Below are 21,915 nucleotides of genomic sequence, written 5' to 3'. Positions count from 1 at the left end.
GGTCCGACAGCCGCTGTCAGACCCCGCGGCTAGGCTGCGGACAACGGTTCCCCGCCCCCGAGAGGCCCCTCATGTTCGTCCTCCACGCGCTCTGGCGGACGGACGGGCGGCTGGCGCTCTGGGCCGAGGACGCCCGCGCCCACCCCGGCACCGCCGAACCCCAGCCCGACCGGCCCGCCCCGCACGCCCACCCCTACGCCTGCCCGGCCGGCGAGCTGGCCGGCGTGCTCGGCGGCATCGGGCCCGGCCTCGGCTGGCTCGCCGGCCAGGCCCCCGAACGCTGGGCCACCCTCCTCCTGCCCACCGTCGGCACCCATCCCGCCCCCTCGCCCGACCTGCCGGTCACCCCACCGCGCGGCGGCGCCCAGCTCATCCCCTGGCGGGTCCCGGCCCTGCTCTTCGACCCCGCGGCCGCCGCCCAACTGCTCGGCGAGGTGCACGACCCCCACTGGGCCGTCACCGGCACCGACCTGCCCGGCGGCGGCCGGGTCGAGGTGGTGTACGGCCCCTCGCTGCGCTGGCTCACCGGAGTGCACGACCTCGCCTGGCGCGCGGTCGGCCGGGGCCGGCTGCTGCCGCTGCCCGTCCCCGCCGACGGCCGCCCCCGGGCCCGCTGGCGGCCCGACCTCACCCCGGCCGGGCGCCGCGAGGCGGCCTCGCTGGCGGCGGGCTGCCCGCCCGTGCTCCTGGGGGAGTGGCCCACCGGCGCCGGCACCGGCGAGGCCCTGCTGGACGCCGCCCTCGGAGCCCTGGTGGACGCCGAGGCCCGCGCCGCACTGGCCGACCGGCCGTTCCCCGCCGGAGGCGCCTCCACCGTCGAACAGTGGCTGCACGCCCTCGGCACCCCCGCCGGCGAACTCGCCACCGACGTCTCCGCCGAGGAGGTCGCCGAACTGCGCCGCCGGATCGACGCCTGGTACGCGGCCGCCGAACCGGCCGAACCCGCGCTGCGGCTCTGTTTCCGCCTGCTCGAACCGCTCGGGCCCGACCCGGACGACCCCGACGGCCGTGCCTCCGACGACGCCTGGCAGCTCGAGTTCCTGCTCCAGGCCGTCGACGAACCCTCCCTGCTGGTCCGCGCCGCCGACCTCCACCAGGGCGGCGCCGCACACGCCGCGCTGGCTCGCACGACCACGGACGGCCGGGAACCCGCCGACGTCCTGGTCGCCGAACTCGCCCGCGCCGGCCACCGCTGGGCCGCCCTGGACGAGCTGCGCCACCGCTCCCGCCCGTCCGCGCTCGCGCTCGACCGGGCCGGCGCGCTCGACTTCCTGCGCACCGCCGCGCCCGCCCTCGCCGAGAGCGGCTTCGGCGTGCTGCTGCCCGCCTGGTGGCGCCGCCGCCCCCGGCTCGGGCTCGCCCTGCGGGCCGTCACCCCGCCCGCCCCCGGCACCCTCGCCGTCTCCAGCCAGGTGGACCGGGACGCCGTGGTCGCCTTCCGCTGGCAGGCCGCGCTCGGCCCGGACGGCACCCCGCTCACCGAACGGGAACTCGCCGAACTCGCCGCCGCCAAGCAGGGCTTGGTGCGCGTGCGGGGCACCTGGCTGGAGGCCGACCCGGCCCAGATCGCCGCCGCCCTCGCCTTCCTCAGCGAGCAGCGCGACGGCGTCCTGGCCGCCGCCGACCTGCTCCGGCTCGCCCTGGACCCGGAGGCGACCGTCGCCGGACTGCCGGTCACCGGCGTCCGCGTGGACGGCCCGCTCGGCGACCTGCTCGCCGGCCGCACCGCCGCCGACCCGGCCGACCCCGCGCCGCCACCCGACTTCCGCGCCGAACTGCGCCCCTACCAGCGGCGCGGCCTGGCCTGGCTGCGGACGATGTCCGGGCTCGGCCTCGGCGCCGTCCTGGCCGACGACATGGGCCTCGGCAAGACCGTGCAGACCCTCGCCCTGCTGGCCGCCGAACGGGCCGAGGGCGTGACCGGCCCCACCCTGCTGGTCTGCCCGATGTCCCTGGTCGGCAACTGGCAGCGCGAGGCCGAGCGCTTCGCCCCCGGCCTGCGCCGCCACGTCCACCACGGCACCGGCCGCCTCGACGCGGAGCGACTCGCCGCAGCCGTCCACGGCGTGGACCTGGTCATCACCACCTACGGCCTGGTCCAGCGCGACCTCGCCGCGCTGCGCGCGATCCGCTGGCGCCGGGTGGTCGCCGATGAGGCGCAGCACATCAAGAACAGCGGCACCGCGCAGTCCCGGGCGATCCGCGCGCTGCCCGTCACCCGCCACCGGATCGCCCTGACCGGCACCCCGGTGGAGAACCGGCTCGCCGAACTGCACGCCGTGCTGGACTTCGCCAACCCCGGCCTGCTCGGCCCGCCCGAGCGCTTCAAGGAGCGCTACGCGATCCCGGTCGAACTGCACCGCAGCCCCGAGCGCACCGCCGAACTGCGCCGCCGCACCGCTCCGTTCGTGCTGCGCCGGCTCAAGTCCGACCCGGCCGTGGCGGCCGACCTGCCCGCCAAGCAGGAGATGACCGTCTGGTGCAATCTCACCGCCGAGCAGGCCGGCCTCTACCAGGCCGTGGTGGCCGACCTGTTGCAGCGGGTCGAGGGCATCCGGGGCGTGGAGCGGCGTGGCACCGTGCTGGCCGCGATCGGCAAGCTCAAGCAGGTGTGCAACCACCCGGCCCAACTGCTCCACGACGGCTCACCGTTGGGTGAGCGCTCGGGCAAGGTGGCCCGGCTCGCAGAACTGCTCGAGGAGGCCCTGGCCGAGGGCGACCGGACCCTGGTCTTCACCCAGTACGCCGAGTTCGGCACCATGCTGCGCCCGTACCTGGAACGCCGACTCGGCCAGGAGGTGCTGTACCTGCACGGCGGCGTCCCCCGCGGCCGGCGCGAGGAGATCGTCCAGCGCTTCCAGTCCCCGGACGGCCCCGGGGTGTTCCTGCTCTCGCTGCGGGCCGGCGGCACCGGGCTCAACCTGACCGCCGCCAACCAGGTGGTCCACCTGGACCGTTGGTGGAACCCGGCGGTCGAGGAGCAGGCCACCGACCGCGCCTTCCGGATCGGCCAGCGCCGGGACGTCCAGGTCCGCCGCCTGGTCTGCGTCGGCACCGTCGAGGAGCGGATCGACGAACTCCTGGCCGCCAAGCGAGCCCTGGCCGACACGGTGGTGGGCGAGGGGGAGCACTGGCTGACCGAACTGCCGGTCGAGGCGCTGCGCGAACTGGTCGCCCTCACCCGCGAGGACGCCGTCGCCGAGGAGGAGACGTGACGGACCTGCCGAAGCCCCGACCGGTCAACGTCGCCGCCTACTGGCGCGGCGACTTCACCCTGCACCCCGACCCGCCGGACGACGAGCCCGACGAACCCTCTCTGCGCCGCCTCGGCCCCTCCGGCATCACCGTGCACGGCCGCGACCTCGCCACCCTGCTCGCCCCCGCCTACGACGCCTTCCGGAGCTGACCGGTAACGTCCGCAGGGTGACCGACACTTCCGACACCCGCCTCGCCGACTTCGAGAACCACCGGCGGATGGTCTTCGGCATCGCCTACCGGATGCTCGGCAGCGTCGCCGACGCCGAGGACCTCGTCCAGGACACCTGGCTGCGCTGGAGCCAGGTCACCGGCCCGGTCGCCAGCCCCGGCGGGTACCTCGCCCGCACGGTCACCAACCTCGCCCTCAACCGGCTCGATTCGGCCGCCGTCCGCCGCGAGTCCTACGTCGGCCCCTGGCTGCCCGAGCCGCTGGTCACCGAACCGGACGCGACCGGCGACGTGGAACGCGCCGAGACCGTCTCGCTCGCCCTGCTGGTGGTGCTGGAGAGCCTGTCCCCGCTGGAGCGGGCGGTCTTCGTCCTCAAGGAGGCCTTCGGCTTCTCCTACCAGGAGATCGCCGAGGCCCTGGACCGCACCGAGGCCGCCTGCCGCCAGATCGGCAGCCGGGCCCGCGCCCACGTGCGCGCCCGCCGCCCCCGCTACGACGCCCCGCCGGAGCTGCGCCGCCGCGCCACCGACGAGTTCCTCTCCGCCTGCGTCGGCGGCGACCTCAACCGGATGCTCGAACTGCTCGCCCCCGACGTCACCTCCTGGAGTGACGGCGGCGGCGTGATCAGCGCCGCGCTGCGGCCGGTCACCGGCGCCGAGAACGTCGCCCGCTTCGTCATCGGCCTGCTCCGCAAGCTGGGCGAGGGCGCGGGCACCCGCCCGGTGCTGGTCAACGGCGAGCCCGGCGTCCTCCTCACCGTGGACGGCGCGGTCGACTCCGTCTCGGTCTTCGACTTCACCGAAGGCCCCGACGGCCGGCCCCTGATCTGCGCCATCCGCGCCGTCCGCAACCCCGAGAAGCTCACCCACCTCGCTTGACCCTCGACCAGGTCGAGCCCGGAGAGTCATCGGCATGGAGAGCGAGCTGCACAGCATCGGCGAACTGGCCCGCGCCAGCGGCCTGGGCGTCGGCACCCTGCGCTACTACGACGGCGCCGAGGTGCTCACCCCCGCCTGGGTCGACCCCCACACCGGCTACCGCTGGTACCGGCCCGGCCAACTCGCCGACGCCCGGCTGCTGGCCCGGCTGCGCCGGGTCGGCCTGCCCCTGGCCGACATCCGCGCCGTCCTCGCCGCCGCCCCCGACAGCGGTGACGCCCGACGCGTCCTCGACGCGCACCTGCGGCGACTGGAGGACGGCCTGGCCGACGCCCGCCGCGAACTCTCCCTGATCCGCACGATGATCGACCAGAGGGAGCGACCCATGACCACCACCACCCGCCTCACCGTCCCCGCCGACGACCTCGCCGCCGCCCTGGACGCCGTCCGCTTCGCGGTCTCCGTCGACCCGGACCAGCCCTCCCTCGCCGGAGTCCTGTTCGAACCCGACGGCCCCGTCCTGCGCCTGGTCGCCACCGACCGCTACCGCCTGGCCCTCGGCGAAGTGCCCGCCACCGGCGCGCCCGACCAGCCGGCCGTCGGCACCATCGTCCCCACCGCCCTGATCGACGCCCTTCGCGCCCTGCTCCCCACCGCCCCGCCGGAGCTCCACCTCACCCTGACCGCCGGCCTCTTCCGCGCCGAGGCCGGCGACCACCGCATCGAAGGCGCCCCGCTGGACTTCGACTACCCCGACCACCGCGCCCTCACCCGCCTCACCCCGCAGCACCGGGTCACCCTCCCCACCGCCACCCTGCGGACCGCCGTCGAAACCGGCGCCACCCGCACCGTCCCCTCCGGCCCCCACGGCGCCGAATGCGCCGTCACCGTCCTGGCCCTCACCCAGGACGGCCGCCTCATCGTCACCACCGACCCGTCAGCCGAGGACTTCCAGGTCGCCGTCAACCGCGACTTCCTCCTCGACGCCCTCGACGCCATCGACGCCGGCCACCCGGAACAACTCCTGCTCGAACTCGGCGGCCCGATCGCCCCCCTCGCCATTCGCACCCCCGACCACGCAGGCACCTTCTCCGTCCTCATGCCGGTCCGCCTCCCGGCCACCACCACGGCCTGACACCCTCCCCTTGACGGGCGCGCGGGGCAAAACCCGCGCGCCCAAGCGACACCCCGACCCACCACCTCCCCGCTTGCGCGTGGCAACCATCCTGCTTGCAATTGCAAGCACCGTCCTGCACGCTGTCCCCATGGCCTCCCTGAACGTCGGCTCCCTCGGCGCGTACATCCGCGAGCAACGCCGCAACGCGCAATACTCGCTGCGCCAGCTGGCGGAGGCCGCCGGCGTGTCCAACCCGTACCTCAGCCAGATCGAGCGAGGGTTGCGCAAGCCGAGCGCGGAGATCCTGCAGCAGATCGCGAAGGCGCTGCGGATCTCGGCGGAGACGCTCTACGTCCAGGCCGGGATCCTGGAGGAGCGGCAGGGCGAGGGCCTGGAGTTGCGGGCCTCGATCCTGGCCGATCCGCTGATCAACGAGCAGCAGAAGCAGGCGCTGCTCGCGGTCTACGACGCCTTCCTCAAGGAGAACGCGACCTCGGCCCCGAGCTCCACGGCCGAGGTCGCAGCCACCCCGAACACCCACCGGGAGGACCGGTAACCATGCCGATCACGGACGACATCAAGAAGACCCTCACCGACCCGACCCCGCTGTACGCCCTGGCCGGCGCGGGGGACCTCGCCTACGAGAAGCTGCGCGAGGTGCCGAGCCGGGTCGAGGCGCTGGCGGCGGACCGCAAGGGCACCCAGGACAAGGCCACCGCCAAGCTGCAGGAGGCGCAGGAGCTGCTGGCCGGGGCGCCCGCCAAGGTCAGCGAGGCCGTCACCACCCTCCCCGCCGACCTGAAGGCGCTGCAGGAGCGGGCCCAGGGCTTCGCCCTCCAGCAGGTGGCCCGAGCCGTCGAGCTGGCGGTGAAGGCGAAGGAGACGTACGACGAGCTCGCCGAGCGCGGCAAGGTCGTGGTCGACAAGTCCCGCCCGCAGGGCGAACCCGCCGAGCTGCCCGCCCAGCCGACCGGAGCCGAGGCCCAGGCCTCCGCGCCCAAGAAGTCCCCCCGCGCCAAGAAGGACACCCCCGCCCCCAAGGACTGACCGGCAGCCCGTCGCCCCGGCACATCCCGGCACCCCGTCGGACCCCCGGGCCGACGGGGCACGTCCCGGGACGGCGGAACGTTGGCAGCATTGCAGACGGCCGCCGTGCCAGGATGGGCGACGGCGGGGGTGCGGCAGCCCGAGAGACGTAGGAGATCGCGATGACCGGAGTGTTCCAGATCCTGGCTTTTTCCTACCTGAACCCGTTCTGGTGGATGGCCGTGGCCATCCTGGGCTACAAGCTCTTCGCGCTGCTCGACGCCGCCACCCGCCGGGAGGACGCCTACCGCGCGGCGGACAAGAAGACCAAGGGCTTCTGGGTGGCCATCCTCGCCATCAGCTTCGGGTGGGACCTGCTCTTCGGGGCGAACTTCCTCGGCAGCATCGGCACCCTGGTGGGCCTGGTCGCCTCGATCGTCTACGTGGTGGACGTGCGCCCGGCGATCCGGGCCCTGACCGGCGGCAGCGGCCGGGGCGGCCAGAGCAACACCGGTCCGTACGGCCCCTGGTGAGCCGACCCGGCCGACCGGACCTCGCATCGCGGTCCGCACCGCAACTCCGGACCGCAGCCCGGGCAGGGAATCCCCCGCCCGGGCTGCGGTGTTCCGCGGGCTGCGGCGTGACCCGCATGCCCGCCCGCCACCTCTCAGGGTTCAGGGCTCAGCCGAGGATCAGCTGCACCGGATTGCGTTCCAGCAACAGCACCGCGACGTCGTCCGTCAGCGCTCCGCCGTTCAGCTCCTCCACCTCGGCGATCACGCTGTCCACCAGCCGGCCCCTGGTCAGCCCGGCGGACTGGTGGTCGGCGACCAGATCGGCCAGCCCGTCCTGGCCGAGACGGCGTGACCCGGCCCCGACCCGGCCCTCGATCAGGCCGTCGGTGTAGAGCAACAGCCGCCACCCGTACCGGAGTTCGAACTCGTGCGCGGGCCAGGCGGCCTCTCCGTCGTGGCAGGGCAGCAGGCCGAGCGCGGGCCCGGCGAGGTCGGCGGGCAGGGAGACCGGGGCGTGGTCGCGGCCGAGCAGCAGCGGCGCCGGATGCCCGGCGAGGTAGAGCCGGGCCCGCTCGGCGGCGCCGGGGGAGCCGGGGTCGCCGTCGGCGCCGGCCGGTTCGATGACGATCATGCAGAGCGTCGCGAAGATCTCGTCGCTGCGCCGCTCGTGCTCCAGCACGTGCTGGAGGGTGGTGAGCAGGGATTCGCCGGTGAGGCCCGCGAACACGAGGGTGCGCCACGCTATCCGGAGGGCGACACCGAGCGCGGCCTCGTCCGGGCCGTGGCCGCAGACGTCGCCGATCACGATGTGGACGGTGCCGTCGTCGGTGCGGACGGCGTCGTAGAAGTCGCCGCCGAGCAGGGCCCGGCGGCGGCCGGGCCGGTAGCGCCGGGTGAAGGACAGCCCGGCGCCGTCCAGCAGCGGGGTGGGCAGCAGGTGGCGCTGCAGCCGGGCGTTCTCCTGTCCGCGCAGCTCGGCCTCGACGAGGCGGCGCTGGGACTCGTCGGCCCGCTTGCGTTCGACGGCGTAGCGCAGCGCGCGGGCCAGCAGGGGGCCGTCCGTCTCGTGCTTGAGCAGGAAGTCCTGGGCGCCGGCGGCGACGGCGGCCGCGCCGAGTTCGGCTCCGGCGGCGTCGGTGAGCACCACGACGGGGATGTGCGGGGCGCGGCGGAGCAGCTCGTGCAGGCCTGCCAGGCCGTCCGAGGGGTCGGCGGGGTGCGGCAGGTCGGCCGGGGCGGCGAGGTCGAGCAGGACGCAGCCGAACTCGGCGCCGCGGGGGCGCCCGCGCCGGGAGGCGGGGGCGGCCTGGGCGAGCAGCTGGACGGCCTGGTCGAGGCCGCGGGCCCAGTGGATCTCGATCGAGGTGCCGCTGTCGGCGACCGCGGCCTTGATCAGTTGGGCGTCCGAGGCGTCGTCCTCGATGACCAGCAGCCGCAGCGGCGCGGCGGCGCCGTCGGCGGGGCCGTCGGCGGGCGTCGTTCTGTTCCGCTCGGTCGCGTGCGAGGGGCGCCGACCGCCGTGCGAGGTCCGGACCGCCTGCGACCGGGGGTGAGGTATCGGGGGAGCCGCCGTCGCCGGTCCGGTCGTCGCCGGGTGCTTACGGGCATGGCTGACGGGGGCGCCGTCATGGGCGCCCGGCAGGTCCGCGGCAGCAGGTGCCCGCCCGTCTCCCGTTGCGGGCATCGGTCGTTCCTCCCTTTCCCCGACTGCGTAACGGTCGGCGTCCGTCCGCGGTGCCCGCCTGGCACCTCGCGTCGGGGAACTTCTCGCGACCATAACGTGATCTCCGGGGATTTCTCTGGCCGACCGGCGCCGTTGTGGTTATTGCCACGCCGGTGGCGGTGTGGTGATCGGACTCGAACGACGGCTCGGATCCCCGCCCGGCAGCCGCCGGGCGGGGCCGGGGAAGGGGGCAGGAGATGGTGCCACGGATCACCCTGGTCGAGGGTGACATCACGGAGCAGCGGGTGGACGCGGTGGTGAACGCCGCGAACTCGTCCTTGCTGGGCGGGGGTGGGGTGGACGGCGCGATCCACCGCAAGGGCGGACCGCAGATCCTGGAGGAGTGCCGACGGCTGCGGGCCTCGCACTGGGGCAAGGGGCTGCCCACCGGGCGCGCGGTGGCGACCACGGCCGGCCGGCTGCCGGCCCGCTGGGTGGTGCACACCGTCGGGCCGGTGTATCTGGCGGAGGAGTACGAGGAACGGGCTGGGCTGTTGGCCTCCTGCTATCGCGAGTCGTTGCGCGTGGCGGCCGGGTTGGGCGCGCGCACGGTGGCCTTCCCGGCGGTGTCGGCCGGGATCTTCGGCTGGCCGCCGGCGGACGCGGCCCGGATCGCGCTCGGCACCGTCGCCCAGGTGCTGGACGGCGACGACGCGACTGCGGGCGCGGAACTGGCGGAGGTGCGGTTCGTGCTGTTCGGGTCGGAGATGTACGGGGTGTTCGAACAGGCCCTGGCGGAGCTGCTCGATCGGGACGGCTGACGGCTGGGCACGGTCGTGCAGCAGTGGGTGCCGAGCGGCGTGTGGTGTCGCCGCTCGGCGGCTTCCATCGTGGCCTGAGGGGGCGTCAACACGCCAGAGATATTCGATAACTCGTTCGAGTGAGGGCCGTGCATCGCTCGCCAGATCCGGTAGCCACCGCCCGCACGGCCTCGCCCACCGGCCTTCGGCACCGCGGCCGCCCGCTACGGCGCGAGCGCCGTCCAGGGCAGCGTGACCTCGCCCTGCCGCCACCGCCCGCGGGCGTCCACCAGCGGCCAGCTGCCCGCCAGCGCCGTGCAGGCCGCCACCCAGCGCTGCCGCGCCCCGAAGGCCCCGTACGGCGCGGCCGCCGCCCAGGCCCGGTCGAACTCGGTCAGGAAGGCGTGCACCGGCCGCCCCGGCACGTTGTGGTGGATCAGTGCCTTCGGTAGCCGTTCGGCCAGGTCGGAGGGTTGCTCCAGGCCGCCCAGCCGGGCCGCGAAGGTCACCGTGCGCGGCCCTTCCGGGCCGAGCGCGACCCAGACGTGCCGCCGCCCGATCTCGTCGCAGGTGCCCTCGACCAGCAGCCCGTCCGGGGCGAGCCGGGCGCACAGCCGCTCCCAGACCGCGGCCACCGCCGACTCCTCGTACTGCCGCAGCACGTTGGCCGCCCGGATCAGCTGGGCCGGGGCGGCGCCGTCCAGCGGCACCTCGAAGCCGCCGCGCCGGAAGGTGAGCAGCGGCGGCTCGGCGTACGGCAGTGCGGCCGCGACCCGTTCCGGCTCGATCTCGATCCCGACCACCCGGACGTCCGGCCGCACCGCGCGCAGCCGTCCGGCCAGTTCCACGGCCGTCCACGGCGCCGCGCCGTAGCCGAGGTCGACCGCCACCGGCGGCCGTTCGGCGGCGCGCAGGGCCCGGCCCAGGGTGTGCGCGATCCAGCGGTCCATCCGGCGCAGCCGGTTGGTGTTGGTGGTGCCCCGGGTGACGTTCCCCACCGGACGGCCGGTCCGCCCGCGGGCGGGCGCGGTGGTCGTGGGGTCGAAGGAGGCGGCCATGCCCAGAAGGGTAGTCGGACCGGCCGCCGCACCACCCCTGACCAGCGCGGCTGCCACCCGGCCCGGGGCGCCTGGCCGGTCCCTGTCAGCTCACCCGCCGGACTGGGAATGCCGGGCGACCGCCGTGTGGTTGGCACACTGGTGGTGATGTGTGCCCGGACGGGGCAGCGCACACCGGACATGCGGCGGCCCGTCCACGCGGACCGCCGAGACGGGCCGCACACGAGGAGGCTTCAGCCAGGTGATCCAGCACCCCGTCCGTTCGGTACGCCGTGCCCAGTCCGCCGGGCCCGCGCGCGCCCGGCTCCAGTCGCTCGTCCCGGGCCGCCGCCGCCCGCGCCGGATAGCCATGCTGAGCGTCCACACCTCGCCGCTGCACCAGCCCGGCACCGGGGACGCCGGCGGGATGAACGTCTACATCGTCGAGCTGGCGAAGCGCCTGGCCGAGCTGAACATCGAGGTCGAGGTGTTCACCCGGGCCATCTGCTCGGACGACGCGCCGACCGTCGAGCTGGCCCCGGGCGTGCTGGTCCGCCACGTCACCGCCGGGCCGTACGAGGGGCTGGTCAAGGAGGACCTGCCGGCCCAACTGTGCGCCTTCACCCACGGGGTGCTGCGCACCGAGGCGGGCCACCGCCCCGGCCACTACGACCTGGTGCACTCGCACTACTGGCTCTCCGGGCAGGTCGGCTGGCTGGCCGCCCAGCGCTGGGGGGTGCCGCTGGTGCACACCATGCACACCATGGCGAAGGTGAAGAACGCCGCGCTGGCCGAAGGCGACACGCCCGAGCCCGCGGCCCGGGTGATCGGCGAGACCCAGGTGGTCGAGGCGGCCGACCGGCTGATCGCCAACACCACCGAGGAGGCCGCCGAGCTGGCGCTGCACTACGGTGCCCGGCCGGACCAGCTGGCCGTCGTCCACCCCGGGGTGAACCTGGACGTCTTCCGTCCCGGCGGACCCCGGGCCGCGGCCGCCGCGCGGGCCCGGCTGGGCCTGCCGCAGGACGCCGCGGTGCTGCTGTTCGCCGGCCGGATCCAGCCGCTGAAGGCGCCGGACGTGCTGCTGCGGGCGGTGGCCGCGCTGCTGGAGGCCCGCCCGGAGCTGCGCGAGCGACTGGTGGTCCCGGTGGTCGGCGGGCCGTCCGGCACCGGGCTGGCCCGCCCGGAGAGCCTGCACAAGCTGGCCGCCCAGCTGGGCATCGGCGACGTAGTGCGCTTCCACCCGCCGGTCGGCCAGGCGCAGCTGGCGGAGTGGTACCGCGCGGCGACGGCCCTGGTGATGCCGTCCTACAGCGAGTCCTTCGGGCTGGTGGCGCTGGAGGCGCAGGCCTGCGGCACCCCGGTGGTGGCGGCGGCGGTCGGCGGCCTGCCGGTGGCGGTGCGGGACGGCGAGTCCGGCACCCTGGTGAACGGCCACGATCCGCTGGAGTGGGCCCGCGCGCTGGAGCCGTACGTGACGGACCGGGCGCTGGTGGCCGGGCGCGGTGCGGCGGCGGCCCGGCACGCGGCCGCCTTCGGCTGGGACACCGCCGCGGCGACCACCGCCGAGGTGTACGCGGGGAGCCTGGCCCGCCCGGCCGGCCGCCTCGCCGGAGCCCGCCGCCGAACCTGAGGGAGCGGGGCGGGCCCGTCCGGGCTGCCGGAAGGAGGTACCGCCGAGTAACGTCACCTCCATGGCAATCCGCACCAAGGACGAGGCCCTGACCCTCCTGCGCACCGCCCTGGACGACGCCGGGGTGGCCTGGGAGCCGGCCGCCACCGACCCGTACACCCTGGTGGCGACCCTCCCGGGCACCCGCAAGCTGAACACCACCTGCGCGCTGCGGATCGGCGACCACACCCTGTCGGTGAACGCCTTCGTGATCCGCCGCCCGGACGAGAACCACGAGGCCGTCTACCGCTGGCTGCTGGAGCGCAACACCCGCCTCTACGGCGTCGCCTACGCGATGGACGCGCTCGGCGACGTCTATCTGGCCGGCCGGCTGCCGCTGGAGGTGCTCACCCCGGACGCCGTCGACCGGCTGCTCGGCACGGTGCTGGAGAACGCCGACGAGCCCTTCAACACCCTGCTGGAGCTGGGCTTCGCCTCGGCGATCCGGCGCGAGTGGGAGTGGCGCACCAAGCGCGGGGAGTCCACCCGCAACCTGGCCGCCTTCGCCCACCTGGCCGGCCCGGCCGCCGACTGACCGCCGCCTGACCGACCGCCGAGGGGCCGACCGCCGACGGACCGGCCCCTCGGCGGACCGGCCCCCGACGGACCGGCCGCCGGTCGGCCGACCCCGGCCGGCCGCTCAGGCGCCCGTCGGAGCCTTCTCGGCCTCCGTCACGGGCGCCTCCACCGCGACGGCCGTAACGGCCCCGGTGCCGGCCGGGCCACCGGACCGCCTCCCCAGCACCGCGTACCCGGCCGCGGCGACGGTGCCGCACACCCCGCACGCGCCCCACAGCACCCCGCCGCCGGCGTGGTCCAGCACCACACCGCCCACGGCCGGGCCGAGGAACAGGGCGAGCGACCAGGAGAGCGAGTAGACGCCCTGGTAGCGGCCGCGCGCTTGGGGTGGGGACAGCTCGGCGACGAGACCCATCAGGGTCGGCGTGTAGCCGATCTCCCCGATCGTCCAGACCACCACGGTGACGGCGTAGAACCACGCCGACGCCCCGGCGAGGGCCGTCATGCCGAAGCCCCAGCCGATGAGCAGCGCGGCGGCCGCCAGCATGGCCGTTCGACTGCGGCCTTCGACCCACCGGGTGAGCGGGAGCTGCAGCAGCACGATCAGCAGCCCGTTCAGGCCGATGACCAGGCCGTACTGGGAGGACGTGATCCCCTGCTCGCCCATGTCCACCGGGAGCGTGGTGGAGGACTGCTGCATCACCAGGGCGAGCAGCAGGGTGAGCCCGACCACCGCCATGAAGCGGCTGTCGCGGATCACCGTGCCGAGGCCGACCGCCGGTTCGTCCGCCTGCGCCGCCGGGGTGTCGGGCTTGGTCTCCGGGATCCTGACGAAGATCACCACCGCGCAGAGCAGCGTGGAGAGCGCGTCCAGCAGGAACAGCGTGAGGTAGCCGTAGGTGGCGATCAGGCCGGCGACGGCCGAGGAGAGGCCGAAGCCCAGGTTGATCGCCCAGAAGTTGAGTGAGTAGGCGCGGACCCGGTCGGCGGCCGGGATGATGTCCGCGATGATCGCCGAGATGGCCGGGCGGGTGGCGTTGTTGCAGAAGCCCACCAGGAAGGCCACCACGGCGATCGCCACCTGGCCGTCCGTGAAGCCGAGGACGGCGGTGAACAGGGCCGTGCCGAGCTGGGCGGCGAGCAGGGTCGGCCGGCGGCCGATCCGGTCGGTCAGGATGCCGGCGACGATCGACGAGACCGCCGCGCCGAGCCCGAACAGGGAGGCGACCAGGCCCGCGTAGGAAGCCGAGTACCCCCGGTCGACGGTGAGGTAGAGCGACAGGAAGGTGACCACGAACGCGCCGAGCCGGTTGACCAGCGTCGAGACCCAGAGCCACCAGAACTCCCGGGGCAAGCCGCCCGCCGTCTCGCGGACCATTCTTCGGAACCGGGTGTCGGCGGCCTGGGCGACGAGCATGTGGGGGCTCCCGAGGGCAGGCGTCCGCTGAGCAGCGCGGGCAGGCCCCCGGTCAGCCGACGAGCGTAAGCGGCAGATAGCCGAGGCACACATTACACAGCCGCCCGAGGTCACCACCAGGGGTTTATCGGCCCTCCACTAAGCTGGGCGCCATGGCTGACACGACGTACCGACTCATCCTGCTCCGCCACGGCGAGAGCCAGTGGAACCAGAAGAACCTGTTCACCGGTTGGGTCGACGTCGACCTCAACGAGAAGGGTGAGAAGGAGGCCGCCCGTGGTGGCGAGCTCCTGGCCGCCGAGGGCCTGTTCCCCGACGTGGTGCACACCTCGCTGCTGCGCCGAGCCATCCGCACCTCGCAGATCGCCCTGGACAAGGCCGACCGCCACTGGATCCCGGTCAGCCGCAGCTGGCGCCTGAACGAGCGGCACTACGGCGCGCTGCAGGGCAAGGACAAGGCCCAGACGCTGGCCGAGTTCGGCGAGGAGCAGTTCCAGCTGTGGCGCCGCTCCTACGACACCCCGCCGCCGGTCCTGGCCGACGACTCGGAGTACTCGCAGGCCGGTGACGCCCGCTACGCCGAGATCCCGAGCGAGCTGCGTCCGCGCACGGAGTGCCTGAAGGACGTCGTCGAGCGGATGCTCCCGTACTGGTACGACGCCATCGTCCCGGACCTCGCCGCCGGCAAGACCGTCCTGGTCACCGCCCACGGCAACAGCCTGCGCGCGCTGGTCAAGCACCTCGACGGCATCTCCGACGCCGACATCGCCGGGCTGAACATCCCGACCGGCATCCCGCTGGTCTACGAGCTCGACGCCGACTTCAAGCCGGTCGTCGCCGGCGGCCGCTACCTCGACGCCGACGCCGCCGCCGCGGCCATCGAGGCGGTCAAGAACCAGGGCAAGAAGTAAGCCACTTGCCGAAACGGCCCCCCACCTGCGCGTTCGGCACTGGTGAGGGGCCGTGTTCATTTCCGGGCCGTCTGTGGGCCGTCAGCCTTTGTGATCTTGGGGCTTGAAGACCTCCTCGATCGCCTTCCGGGCCCGGTGCCGGCTGTCAGGCATGAGATGGGCATACACCCGGAGCGTCAGCCCCGGATCAGCGTGGCCCAGGTACTCGCTGACGGCCTTGATGCTCTCCCCGGCGTCCAGCAGGACCGACGCGAAGAAGTGCCGGAGCGCGTGCATGCCGTGCTCCCGGGCCGACGCGTAGGACTCGCCCTTGCCTGGCGTCGGGATGACCCCGGCGGCGGCCAGCGCAGGCTTCCAGTAGTCCTCGTTGAGCATGCCTCGCCAGACGATCCCGGCGGACGTGCTGGTGAAAATCAGGCTCTTCGTGACTGGCGGTCCGCCGACCTTCATCCACGGCAGCGTGATCTCCACCGGCGCGAACCGCTCCATGTGGGCCCTGAGCGCGTCGGCCACCGGTCGGGGGAGCGGCACGCTCCGCAGCGTCCCGCCCTTCGGCGGTGCGAACACCGGCTTGCTCCGGCTCAGCTTGAGCTGCTGGGTGACGTGCATCGTGCTGGCGTCGAAGTCCAGCGCGTCCACGGCCAGGCCCAGGATCTCGCCCTGCCGGAGCCCGCAGCCGGCGCCGACGTCGACCGTCGCTCGATACCGCTCGATCATGGCCTCCCGGACGGCGAAGACTCGCTCCGGTTCCCACGGGACGACCCGTCGGGAGCCGACGACCGGCGGGCGCACGGTCTGTGCGGCGCACGGGTTCCGGAGCAGGATGCCGTCGTCCACAGCCGCGCTCAGCACGGCCCGCACGTTGGAGAAGATGACCCGGGCGTACGACCCGGACATGCCGGAGGTCTCCAGCTCAGCGACGAACTCCCGGATGTGGCTGGGCTGGAACGACGTGAGCGGCCGGGCCCCGATCCTGGGGAAGGCGTGCCGTCGGAGCTGCGACTGCATCGAGGCCTGCGTGTTGGGGTCGCTGGTCTGGCTCCTCAGCCAGTGCTCGGCGAACTCCTGGAAGGTGGTCTTCGCCGTGGCCGGGTCGAGGTACTGGCCGCGCGACATGTCGGCTTCGATCCGGGCCAGCCACTCCTCCGCCTGGCGCTTCTGGCGGTCGGGGAAGCTCTTGCTCTTCTCGGTGCCGTCCGGGGCGACGTAGCGGGCGCGGTAGCGCTTGCCGGTGCCGTAGCGGTCGGTGCGGACGCGCCGCGGCTTGCCGTCGGGGCCGTTTTCGGTCTTGTACCAGCGGTCTTGGATGTGTCCGGCCATGGGGCCGCTCCTTGTGGTGGTGGGCGAGGGGTGCACGTGGGCTCAGGCGGCCTGTCGGGTCTGGTCGGTGACCCATTGGGCGACGGAGTCGGGGTGGTAGCGGAGGTGCCGGCCGACGCGGAAGGCGGGCGGGCCGGTGCGCTTGCGGCGCCACTGGTAGACGGTCTCGAGCGGGACGCCGAACATCGCGGCGATGTCCTCGGGGGTGAGGAATCGGGCGGGCAGGGCGGCCATGGCGGGTCCGGTGCCGGTCTGGGGGCGGGCGTTGGCCAAGGTGGTCTCCTGGGTGCGTTGTGTGGGGCACACGGCGGGCGTCGCGTACGCCCCTGGGGCCGGTTTTCGGGCTTGGAGCGGGTTGGGTGTGTGCCCCACACGGGTCACACGGGCAGGTCAGCGGGGTACACGCCGTGTGTGGGGCACACGGTGGTGTGTGGGCCTGTGTGGCCCTTCGCGTGTGGCCTTGTGTGGGGCGGTGGCGGGTGCGGTGGGTGATGGCGTCAGGGGTGTCAGGGCGGGTGACAGAGGTGCCAGGACCGCCAGAACGGGCCGTCGCGCGCTCTGCCGAGGGCGTCAGAGGCGTCAGGTCCGGCACCGGAGGGGGTGTCAGGGCCGTCAGGATGGGCGCCTGGCGGGGTGTCAGGACCGTCAGAAGTGGGTGTCAGAAGGGCGTGTCTCGCGCGCGCGTGCGCGTTGGTCTAGGGATTTGGCCGTCAGAGGCGTCAGACGATTTCTGACACCTGGGGCCTGACGGTCGAGGGTCGGTCCTTCGGTGACGCTGGGTGTCGGCTGCGAGCTTCCTCGCGCGTACGCGTGTGCGCGTGCTTGGGACGGCCGGAGTGGCGGAGCGGGTGGTGATGATGAGCGCGGAGAGTGACCTCCCACCCACCCCCCACCCGGCCGGAGAACGTTCTCCCGGGCCTCTGAGCGGGTGGGGGATGGCATTTCCCGGGTGGGGGGTGGGTGGGGGGAGATTGCGAGCAGTTACCGGGCGGCGGCCCGTTCGGCGGGGGGCTAGCGGCCGGGCGGTGGGGTGCGGACCCGGGGGTTGAGGCCTGTTTCGAGGGTTCTGGCCCAAGGGGTGCTATCTGCTAACGAGCTGGTCAGGGCCGGTTTGTGCCGCTAGCAGGGGTGCTAGCGCTAGCGGGGGGTGGTGCTAGCGGTAGCGGCGCCGCTAACGGTCCGGCGTCCTCCTGGAAGGGGCCATCCATGGCCTGAGGGGGCGGCTTCCTCGGCATGGTGGGGAGCGGGCCCGGGGGGTTGTGGTGGCCGGTGGGACGTCCAGCGCGGTGGCCGGCTGGGCGAAGCGGACGGTGGGCGTGCGGGGCATGCTGGCAGGCCTTCCTGGGCGGGGACGGATGGCGTCGGGGTCCTTTGCCCGGGTGCCGGATCGCGGGGATCGGGCACCCAGAGCAGTGGGCGCGGAGTTATCCGTCCATCCGTTCTGGCGGGTTGTCGTGGCAGCTCAGGGGCCGGGTCACACCCGTTCGGTCATCCGTTCCGGGGACGGATGCATCTGCCCTGGTACGGATGACCGGACGGGTGGCGCGGGTGGCGGTCGGGCGGGTCATGAGGGTCTCCGTTCGGGTTCGGGGGTGGTCCGGAAAGGCCGGAAAGGCCGTAAAGGGGTCTGAGCTGGGGTTTTGCGTGGCGGAAAGTGGTCCGGAATGGTCCGGAAAGGGTCCGGGAGGTCCGGGGCCGGGGGATCGCGGGCCACTTTCCGGACCATTGCGGACCACTTTCCGGCAGCTGTTTTCGCAGGTCAGAAGGCTTTCCGGCCTTTCCGGCCTTTCCGGACCGCCTGTCAGTCGGGCGGGGCGTAGAGGTAGACGGTCTGCTGGCGTCCGCCGGTGGAGAGTTGGGCGGCGGCGAAGCCGGGCAGCTGGCAGAGCCGGGAGGTGACGTCGGCGCGCTGGGTGGCGTTGAGCCGCTTCAACAGCACCTGCACCTGGGACTGCGTCATCCCGCCCGCCCCGGCGGCCTTCACGGCCTGGATGAGTTTGTCCAGGTGCGGGTCGCCGGTGCTGGCGGCGGCGGTGGGGCCGAGGATGTGGGCGGCGCTGGCGCGGGCGTACCGGACCAGGGCCCAGGCGGCGCGGAGGTGGTCTTCCCGGATGCGGTCGGTGTGGTCGAGGAGGGCGTAGACCATGGCGGCGCGCTTGGCGTAGGGGGCGGCCCGGGCGGTGAACTCCGCGATGGGGCCTTCGTCGCCCTCGTCCCCGCACAGGGCCGGGTAGACCTCCTCCCGCCACAGCTGGGCTGCCTGCTCGTCGAGTCGGACCTCGCCGACGCGGCGGGCGTCGGTGAGGACGGTCTTCCACGCGGTGGCGAGGTTGTTGATCAGCCCGTCGGGGGCGCCTTCGCCGTCGGGGTCGAGCAGGTTGCGGTGCACGAACACCGGCAGGAACCGGTTGTAGGTGCCGCCGGCCATCTCGGCGTCCTGCATCTTGGCCCGCAGTTCACGCGGGCTGATGTGGCCGACGACGGCGATGTGCGGCGCGGTGGCGTGCAACGCGTCCCGGTTCATCACGCCCAGGTCTTCGCCGTTCCAGGCCTGGCGCAGGATGCCGCTGAGCGACGATCCCTCGCGGCGGCCCCGGGCCATGGTGACGCCGTACTCCGACTCCACGACCCACAGGCGCTTGTCGGTGACGCCGGGGTCCTTGTCGCCGTCGCCGTCGCGGACCATCTCGATCAGGCCCTCGCCGGAGGACAGGCCGGAGCGCGTGTTGCAGGAGATGAAGTCCGGGACGGCGGCCTTGAACAGCCGCTTGGCGGTGTTCGTGGCGGCGCCCTTGCGGCCCGCGGCTGTGGCGCCGACGGTGAGGGCCCAGATCAGGGCGGGGTGGCGGTCATTGCCGATCCACATGAACGGGCCCGGGCCGATCGCGGCCCCGCCGGCCGACAGGAGGTTCACCAGGACGCCGACCGGGTCGGCCTCGGTGGTCGGGTCGAGGTCGCGGACGGTGTCGCCGACCCAGCCGCAGAACACCTCCGGGTCCGGCACCGGGCCCGGCCGCGAGGGACGGTCGATCCCGGGCGCCGGGTCGTACATCGGGTTCGGTCGGGTCTGTGGTCGGCCGTCGCTGGTGGTGGCGAGGTGGAGTTCGACGGGCATCAGGCGCTCTCCGCGAGGGGCTGGGTGTCGGGCAGGTCGACCTGTCGGCCGGTGGGGTGGCGGTGGCGGTGCCAGCCAGGGCGGCCGGGGATGGCCACCGGCGGCCACCCGGCGGAGGCGTTCACGGGGCGGTGGGCGGCTTCGGCGGCGCGGGTGCGTTGCTCGGCCAGCTCCAGTGCGCTGGGGTGGCTGGACCATGCCCGCACTGTTCGCACCAGTTCCTTCCAGGAGGCTTCGTCCTCGGCCACCCACGCGGCGCGGGCCTGCTCGCCGAGCACCATCTCCGTGCGCAGACTGGCGTTGAGGTGGAGCGGGAGCTGTTCGGCCTGCTGTCGCCAGGCTTCGGCGGCGGTGATGAGCGCGGCCTCGCGGCGTGGGTCGCCCGGCGGGAGGGCGGCGAAGGCGGGGGAGCCGTAGTCGGGGATGCCGACGGGCTGTCCCCACCGGTCGAGCACCACGGCCGGGCTGATCCTGCGGAGCGCGCTCACGAACCGGTCGGCGGCCCATCGGGCGGTGGAGCGGTGCGCATCCCGGATCGGCGCGGGGAGCGCGATCGGGTCGGGCAGCAGCACCGTTTCAGCGACGTCCAGGTCCGCTTCAAGGACACCGGCGGGCGTTTCAGCGGCACCGGCGGCAGGGGTGTTCACCGGGCGCTCACCGGCGCTCACGGCGACGTGTTCACCGCTCACGGACGGGCCCGTTTCAGGTCCGCCGGTGGCCGTTTCAAGGGCACGGGCCGGGGCTTCAACCGCGCCGGTGAACACTTCACCGGCAGGGTGAACGGAGCGGTGAGCACCCGACTGAACGGCGCTCACGGCAGGGCGTTCACCGCTCACGGCGGCGCCGGTTTCAGCACTGGCGGTCGGCTTTTCAGGTCCGGGTGGTGGAGGTTCCTGGGGGCGGGAGTCGGCCCCGTCGTGGCTGGTCACAGCTGCTCCTGCAAGGGTCGGGAGTCGGGCTGGAAGTCGGGGCGCTCACCGGTGAACGGCTGGGATGTTCACCGGTGAGCGAGTCGGGTAACGGTCGGCCTGTGAAGCCTGGTCAGGGGACGACCGATGCCTGGGGGTAAAGGGCGGGAACGCTTCCCGTGAGCGCGGGAACGGTCGGCGGGTAGCGCCGGGAACGGTTCCGTGAGCGGCGGTGAACAGTCGGGTGTTCACCGCCCCGTGCGTGCCCCTGAAAGTCGGCCGACCGGGGTTGAAACGGGGGCGGCCGACTGGTCGGGTGAGCGGGTCGTGAGCGCCCGTGAGCGTCGGTGAGCGCTCACCCGAGCCGGTGTCAGGCGGCGGCGAGTCGGCGGGTGTTCACCAGCGGCGTGGCGGTGGTGAAGACGTGGTCCAGGCCGAGGAGGTAGGCGCCGGTGAGCGGGGCGTGCTCCAGGCGCTTGAGGTGCAGGACCGGGGCGGCGGCCGGCGGGCAGCCGTCCACCTTCGGCATCACCAACAGCTGCTCGTCCGCCCGCACCACGTCGTTCGCGATGCCGCCGTGGCGGACTAGGCGCATACCGGGAACGTCCTGGAGGGCGGCGTAGAGGTCTTCGACCAGCAGCAGGCGAGTGGCCTCGTTCTGCGTCGGCGCCATGGTCGGGTCCGGCAGCGCGAGCCGCACCCGGACACCGGCGGCGGCGCGCTCGGCCAGCAGGGCGACCAGGTCCGGAACGGCGTCCGTGAGGAACAATCCGCAGGACAGCGCCAGGTCGATCCGGTCGCTGGCGCCGCGCAGCAGCGTGGCCCACAGACCGGCCGGGGCGGCGCCCCGGGTCGGGTACCAGGCCAGCAGCTCGTCCCGGGGCTGGGCGCTGGTCTTTCGGCGACTGCCGAGGGTCGGCCAGACCGCGTACGGGTCGACGTGCAGCAGCTTGGCCACCGCGTGGGCGTGGCGGGCGTGCGGGCTGCGGCCAGGCTCGTTCAGCCACCGCTCCACCGTGCGCGGGTCCATGCCCACCTCGCGGGCCAGGCCCTCGATCGTCATCTTCGAGGCCACCAGAGCGGCCCGCAGCCGCGCGTTGCCCGCCGTGTTCGTCGCCAGGGTGCTCACGCCGCCACCGCCTTGCGGCCGGCCGGGGCCACCAGGGACAGCGCCGGAGCGGCAGGCGGCTGCGGGGCGGTCATGCCGAACGTGCGGGCCACGGCCTCGGCCACCAGCTTGGTGTACGCGTGGAACGACCGGCGCGGGTGCGACAGCGCGGCGCGGGCCAGCTCCGCGTACTCCTCGATCTGGGACGCATTGGAGTCCACGATCGCGAACCGCAGGGCCTCGGCCAGCGCGTCGGAGCGCTGGAGGTCCGACGCGGTGAGCATCATCGCCGGATGGAAGGCCAACAGGCCCACCATGTCGAAGAACCGCAGCGACACCGACACCCGCACCGACAGGCGCGGCTCGATCTCGCCCGAGTCCGCCTCGCCGAACAGCGAGACGTTCTCCTCCACCCCGTCGAGGGTCAGGGACGGCTGAGTGGTGAGCGAAGCGTGCATGATGGAACTCCCTTCACCGGGGCA

General features: G+C 73.9%; 20 protein-coding genes. 11 read left to right on the top strand and 9 right to left on the bottom strand.

What is annotated here, in order from left to right:
- Positions 1-71: 71 nt before the first annotated feature.
- From ACZ4WV_RS13915 to ACZ4WV_RS13885, 7 genes are all read left to right on the top strand, one after another.
- Positions 72-3,215 (top strand): DEAD/DEAH box helicase, encoded by a 3,144-nt coding sequence (locus ACZ4WV_RS13915; protein ID WP_465746144.1) that lies wholly within the window; start codon positions 72-74, stop codon positions 3,213-3,215.
- Complete coding sequence (locus ACZ4WV_RS13910) at positions 3,212-3,406, top strand: hypothetical protein (protein ID WP_465746141.1); 195 nt, start codon at positions 3,212-3,214, stop codon at positions 3,404-3,406. The genes ACZ4WV_RS13915 and ACZ4WV_RS13910 overlap by 4 nt, the downstream gene beginning before the upstream one ends.
- A gap of 17 nt (positions 3,407-3,423) precedes the next feature.
- Positions 3,424-4,305, top strand: a complete 882-nt coding sequence (locus ACZ4WV_RS13905) for an RNA polymerase sigma-70 factor (protein ID WP_465746139.1) — start codon at positions 3,424-3,426, stop codon at positions 4,303-4,305.
- A gap of 34 nt (positions 4,306-4,339) precedes the next feature.
- Positions 4,340-5,440 (top strand): DNA polymerase III subunit beta family protein, encoded by a 1,101-nt coding sequence (locus tag ACZ4WV_RS13900; protein WP_465746137.1) that lies wholly within the window; start codon positions 4,340-4,342, stop codon positions 5,438-5,440.
- Between the two features lie 130 nt (positions 5,441-5,570).
- On the top strand, positions 5,571-5,978 hold the full coding sequence (locus ACZ4WV_RS13895; RefSeq protein ID WP_465746135.1) for a helix-turn-helix domain-containing protein: 408 nt from the start codon (positions 5,571-5,573) through the stop codon (positions 5,976-5,978).
- 2 nt (positions 5,979-5,980) lie between these two features.
- Positions 5,981-6,469, top strand: a complete 489-nt coding sequence (locus tag ACZ4WV_RS13890) for a hypothetical protein (protein WP_465746133.1) — start codon at positions 5,981-5,983, stop codon at positions 6,467-6,469.
- Positions 6,470-6,684: 215 nt separating this feature from the next.
- Positions 6,685-6,981: a DUF2516 family protein gene (locus ACZ4WV_RS13885; protein WP_465746236.1), complete on the top strand. Its 297-nt coding sequence runs from the start codon at positions 6,685-6,687 to the stop codon at positions 6,979-6,981.
- 148 nt (positions 6,982-7,129) lie between these two features.
- On the opposite strand, the gene ACZ4WV_RS13880 is transcribed toward ACZ4WV_RS13885, so the two are convergent.
- Complete coding sequence (locus ACZ4WV_RS13880; RefSeq protein WP_465746131.1) at positions 7,130-8,647, bottom strand: PP2C family protein-serine/threonine phosphatase; 1,518 nt, start codon at positions 8,645-8,647, stop codon at positions 7,130-7,132.
- Positions 8,648-8,883: 236 nt separating this feature from the next.
- Here ACZ4WV_RS13880 and ACZ4WV_RS13875 point away from each other — a divergent pair, with 236 nt between their 5' ends.
- On the top strand, positions 8,884-9,447 hold the full coding sequence (locus ACZ4WV_RS13875) for an O-acetyl-ADP-ribose deacetylase (protein WP_465746129.1): 564 nt from the start codon (positions 8,884-8,886) through the stop codon (positions 9,445-9,447).
- A 203-nt stretch (positions 9,448-9,650) separates the two neighbouring features.
- Here the strand turns inward: ACZ4WV_RS13875 and ACZ4WV_RS13870 are convergent, their stop codons facing one another.
- Positions 9,651-10,484 carry a methyltransferase domain-containing protein gene (locus ACZ4WV_RS13870; RefSeq protein ID WP_465746127.1) on the bottom strand — a complete coding sequence of 278 codons (834 nt, stop codon included), beginning with the start codon at positions 10,482-10,484 and terminating at the stop codon, positions 9,651-9,653.
- A 241-nt stretch (positions 10,485-10,725) separates the two neighbouring features.
- Between ACZ4WV_RS13870 and mshA the strand changes: the two genes are divergently transcribed.
- Together mshA and ACZ4WV_RS13860 are read left to right on the top strand one after the other, a co-directional pair.
- The gene (gene mshA, locus ACZ4WV_RS13865) at positions 10,726-12,096 is read left to right on the top strand and encodes a D-inositol-3-phosphate glycosyltransferase (protein ID WP_465746125.1); all 1,371 of its coding nucleotides are present in this window, start codon (positions 10,726-10,728) and stop codon (positions 12,094-12,096) included.
- Between the two features lie 61 nt (positions 12,097-12,157).
- The gene (locus tag ACZ4WV_RS13860) at positions 12,158-12,670 is read left to right on the top strand and encodes a type III secretion system chaperone family protein (RefSeq protein WP_465746123.1); all 513 of its coding nucleotides are present in this window, start codon (positions 12,158-12,160) and stop codon (positions 12,668-12,670) included.
- A gap of 105 nt (positions 12,671-12,775) precedes the next feature.
- On the opposite strand, the gene ACZ4WV_RS13855 is transcribed toward ACZ4WV_RS13860, so the two are convergent.
- The gene (locus ACZ4WV_RS13855) at positions 12,776-14,071 is read right to left on the bottom strand and encodes an MDR family MFS transporter (protein ID WP_465746121.1); all 1,296 of its coding nucleotides are present in this window, start codon (positions 14,069-14,071) and stop codon (positions 12,776-12,778) included.
- Positions 14,072-14,223: 152 nt separating this feature from the next.
- Between ACZ4WV_RS13855 and ACZ4WV_RS13850 the strand changes: the two genes are divergently transcribed.
- The gene (locus ACZ4WV_RS13850) at positions 14,224-14,982 is read left to right on the top strand and encodes a phosphoglyceromutase (RefSeq protein WP_465746119.1); all 759 of its coding nucleotides are present in this window, start codon (positions 14,224-14,226) and stop codon (positions 14,980-14,982) included.
- 81 nt (positions 14,983-15,063) lie between these two features.
- Here the strand turns inward: ACZ4WV_RS13850 and ACZ4WV_RS13845 are convergent, their stop codons facing one another.
- The 6 genes from ACZ4WV_RS13845 to ACZ4WV_RS13820 form a co-directional block, all read right to left on the bottom strand.
- Positions 15,064-16,302, bottom strand: a complete 1,239-nt coding sequence (locus tag ACZ4WV_RS13845; protein WP_465746117.1) for a tyrosine-type recombinase/integrase — start codon at positions 16,300-16,302, stop codon at positions 15,064-15,066.
- Positions 16,303-16,344: 42 nt separating this feature from the next.
- Positions 16,345-16,536, bottom strand: coding sequence for a helix-turn-helix transcriptional regulator (locus ACZ4WV_RS13840; protein WP_465746234.1), 192 nt, complete (start codon positions 16,534-16,536; stop codon positions 16,345-16,347).
- 1,567 nt (positions 16,537-18,103) lie between these two features.
- A complete protein-coding gene (locus ACZ4WV_RS13835) occupies positions 18,104-19,417 on the bottom strand; it encodes a DUF3987 domain-containing protein (RefSeq protein WP_465746115.1) in 1,314 nt (437 codons plus the stop codon).
- Positions 19,417-20,064 (bottom strand): hypothetical protein, encoded by a 648-nt coding sequence (locus ACZ4WV_RS13830; protein ID WP_465746113.1) that lies wholly within the window; start codon positions 20,062-20,064, stop codon positions 19,417-19,419. The genes ACZ4WV_RS13835 and ACZ4WV_RS13830 overlap by 1 nt, the downstream gene beginning before the upstream one ends.
- Positions 20,065-20,695: 631 nt before the next feature.
- Positions 20,696-21,454, bottom strand: coding sequence for a helix-turn-helix domain-containing protein (locus tag ACZ4WV_RS13825; RefSeq protein WP_465746111.1), 759 nt, complete (start codon positions 21,452-21,454; stop codon positions 20,696-20,698).
- Positions 21,451-21,891 carry a hypothetical protein gene (locus ACZ4WV_RS13820; protein WP_465746109.1) on the bottom strand — a complete coding sequence of 147 codons (441 nt, stop codon included), beginning with the start codon at positions 21,889-21,891 and terminating at the stop codon, positions 21,451-21,453. The genes ACZ4WV_RS13825 and ACZ4WV_RS13820 overlap by 4 nt, the downstream gene beginning before the upstream one ends.
- Positions 21,892-21,915 lie beyond the last annotated feature (24 nt).

It is taken from the genome of Kitasatospora sp. NPDC029312, assembly GCF_055569215.1.
The sequence above is the reverse complement of the archived record's forward strand: the minus strand, read 5'-3'. Positions and strand labels throughout refer to the sequence as shown.

What these genes read in the sequence shown, in the direction of transcription:
- ACZ4WV_RS13915 (WP_465746144.1), top strand. Translation starts at nt 72, where the DNA reads ATGTTCGTCCTCCACGCGCTCTGGCGGACGGACGGGCGGCTGGCGCTC.
- ACZ4WV_RS13900 (WP_465746137.1), top strand. Translation starts at nt 4,340, where the DNA reads ATGGAGAGCGAGCTGCACAGCATCGGCGAACTGGCCCGCGCCAGCGGC.
- ACZ4WV_RS13895 (WP_465746135.1), top strand. Translation starts at nt 5,571, where the DNA reads ATGGCCTCCCTGAACGTCGGCTCCCTCGGCGCGTACATCCGCGAGCAA.
- ACZ4WV_RS13890 (WP_465746133.1), top strand. Translation starts at nt 5,981, where the DNA reads ATGCCGATCACGGACGACATCAAGAAGACCCTCACCGACCCGACCCCG.
- ACZ4WV_RS13885 (WP_465746236.1), top strand. Translation starts at nt 6,685, where the DNA reads ATGGCCGTGGCCATCCTGGGCTACAAGCTCTTCGCGCTGCTCGACGCC.
- ACZ4WV_RS13880 (WP_465746131.1), bottom strand. Translation starts at nt 8,647, where the DNA reads ATGCCCGCAACGGGAGACGGGCGGGCACCTGCTGCCGCGGACCTGCCG.
- ACZ4WV_RS13875 (WP_465746129.1), top strand. Translation starts at nt 8,884, where the DNA reads ATGGTGCCACGGATCACCCTGGTCGAGGGTGACATCACGGAGCAGCGG.
- ACZ4WV_RS13870 (WP_465746127.1), bottom strand. Translation starts at nt 10,484, where the DNA reads ATGGCCGCCTCCTTCGACCCCACGACCACCGCGCCCGCCCGCGGGCGG.
- ACZ4WV_RS13860 (WP_465746123.1), top strand. Translation starts at nt 12,158, where the DNA reads ATGGCAATCCGCACCAAGGACGAGGCCCTGACCCTCCTGCGCACCGCC.
- ACZ4WV_RS13855 (WP_465746121.1), bottom strand. Translation starts at nt 14,071, where the DNA reads ATGCTCGTCGCCCAGGCCGCCGACACCCGGTTCCGAAGAATGGTCCGC.
- ACZ4WV_RS13850 (WP_465746119.1), top strand. Translation starts at nt 14,224, where the DNA reads ATGGCTGACACGACGTACCGACTCATCCTGCTCCGCCACGGCGAGAGC.
- ACZ4WV_RS13845 (WP_465746117.1), bottom strand. Translation starts at nt 16,302, where the DNA reads ATGGCCGGACACATCCAAGACCGCTGGTACAAGACCGAAAACGGCCCC.
- ACZ4WV_RS13840 (WP_465746234.1), bottom strand. Translation starts at nt 16,536, where the DNA reads ATGGCCGCCCTGCCCGCCCGATTCCTCACCCCCGAGGACATCGCCGCG.
- ACZ4WV_RS13835 (WP_465746115.1), bottom strand. Translation starts at nt 19,417, where the DNA reads ATGCCCGTCGAACTCCACCTCGCCACCACCAGCGACGGCCGACCACAG.
- ACZ4WV_RS13820 (WP_465746109.1), bottom strand. Translation starts at nt 21,891, where the DNA reads ATGCACGCTTCGCTCACCACTCAGCCGTCCCTGACCCTCGACGGGGTG.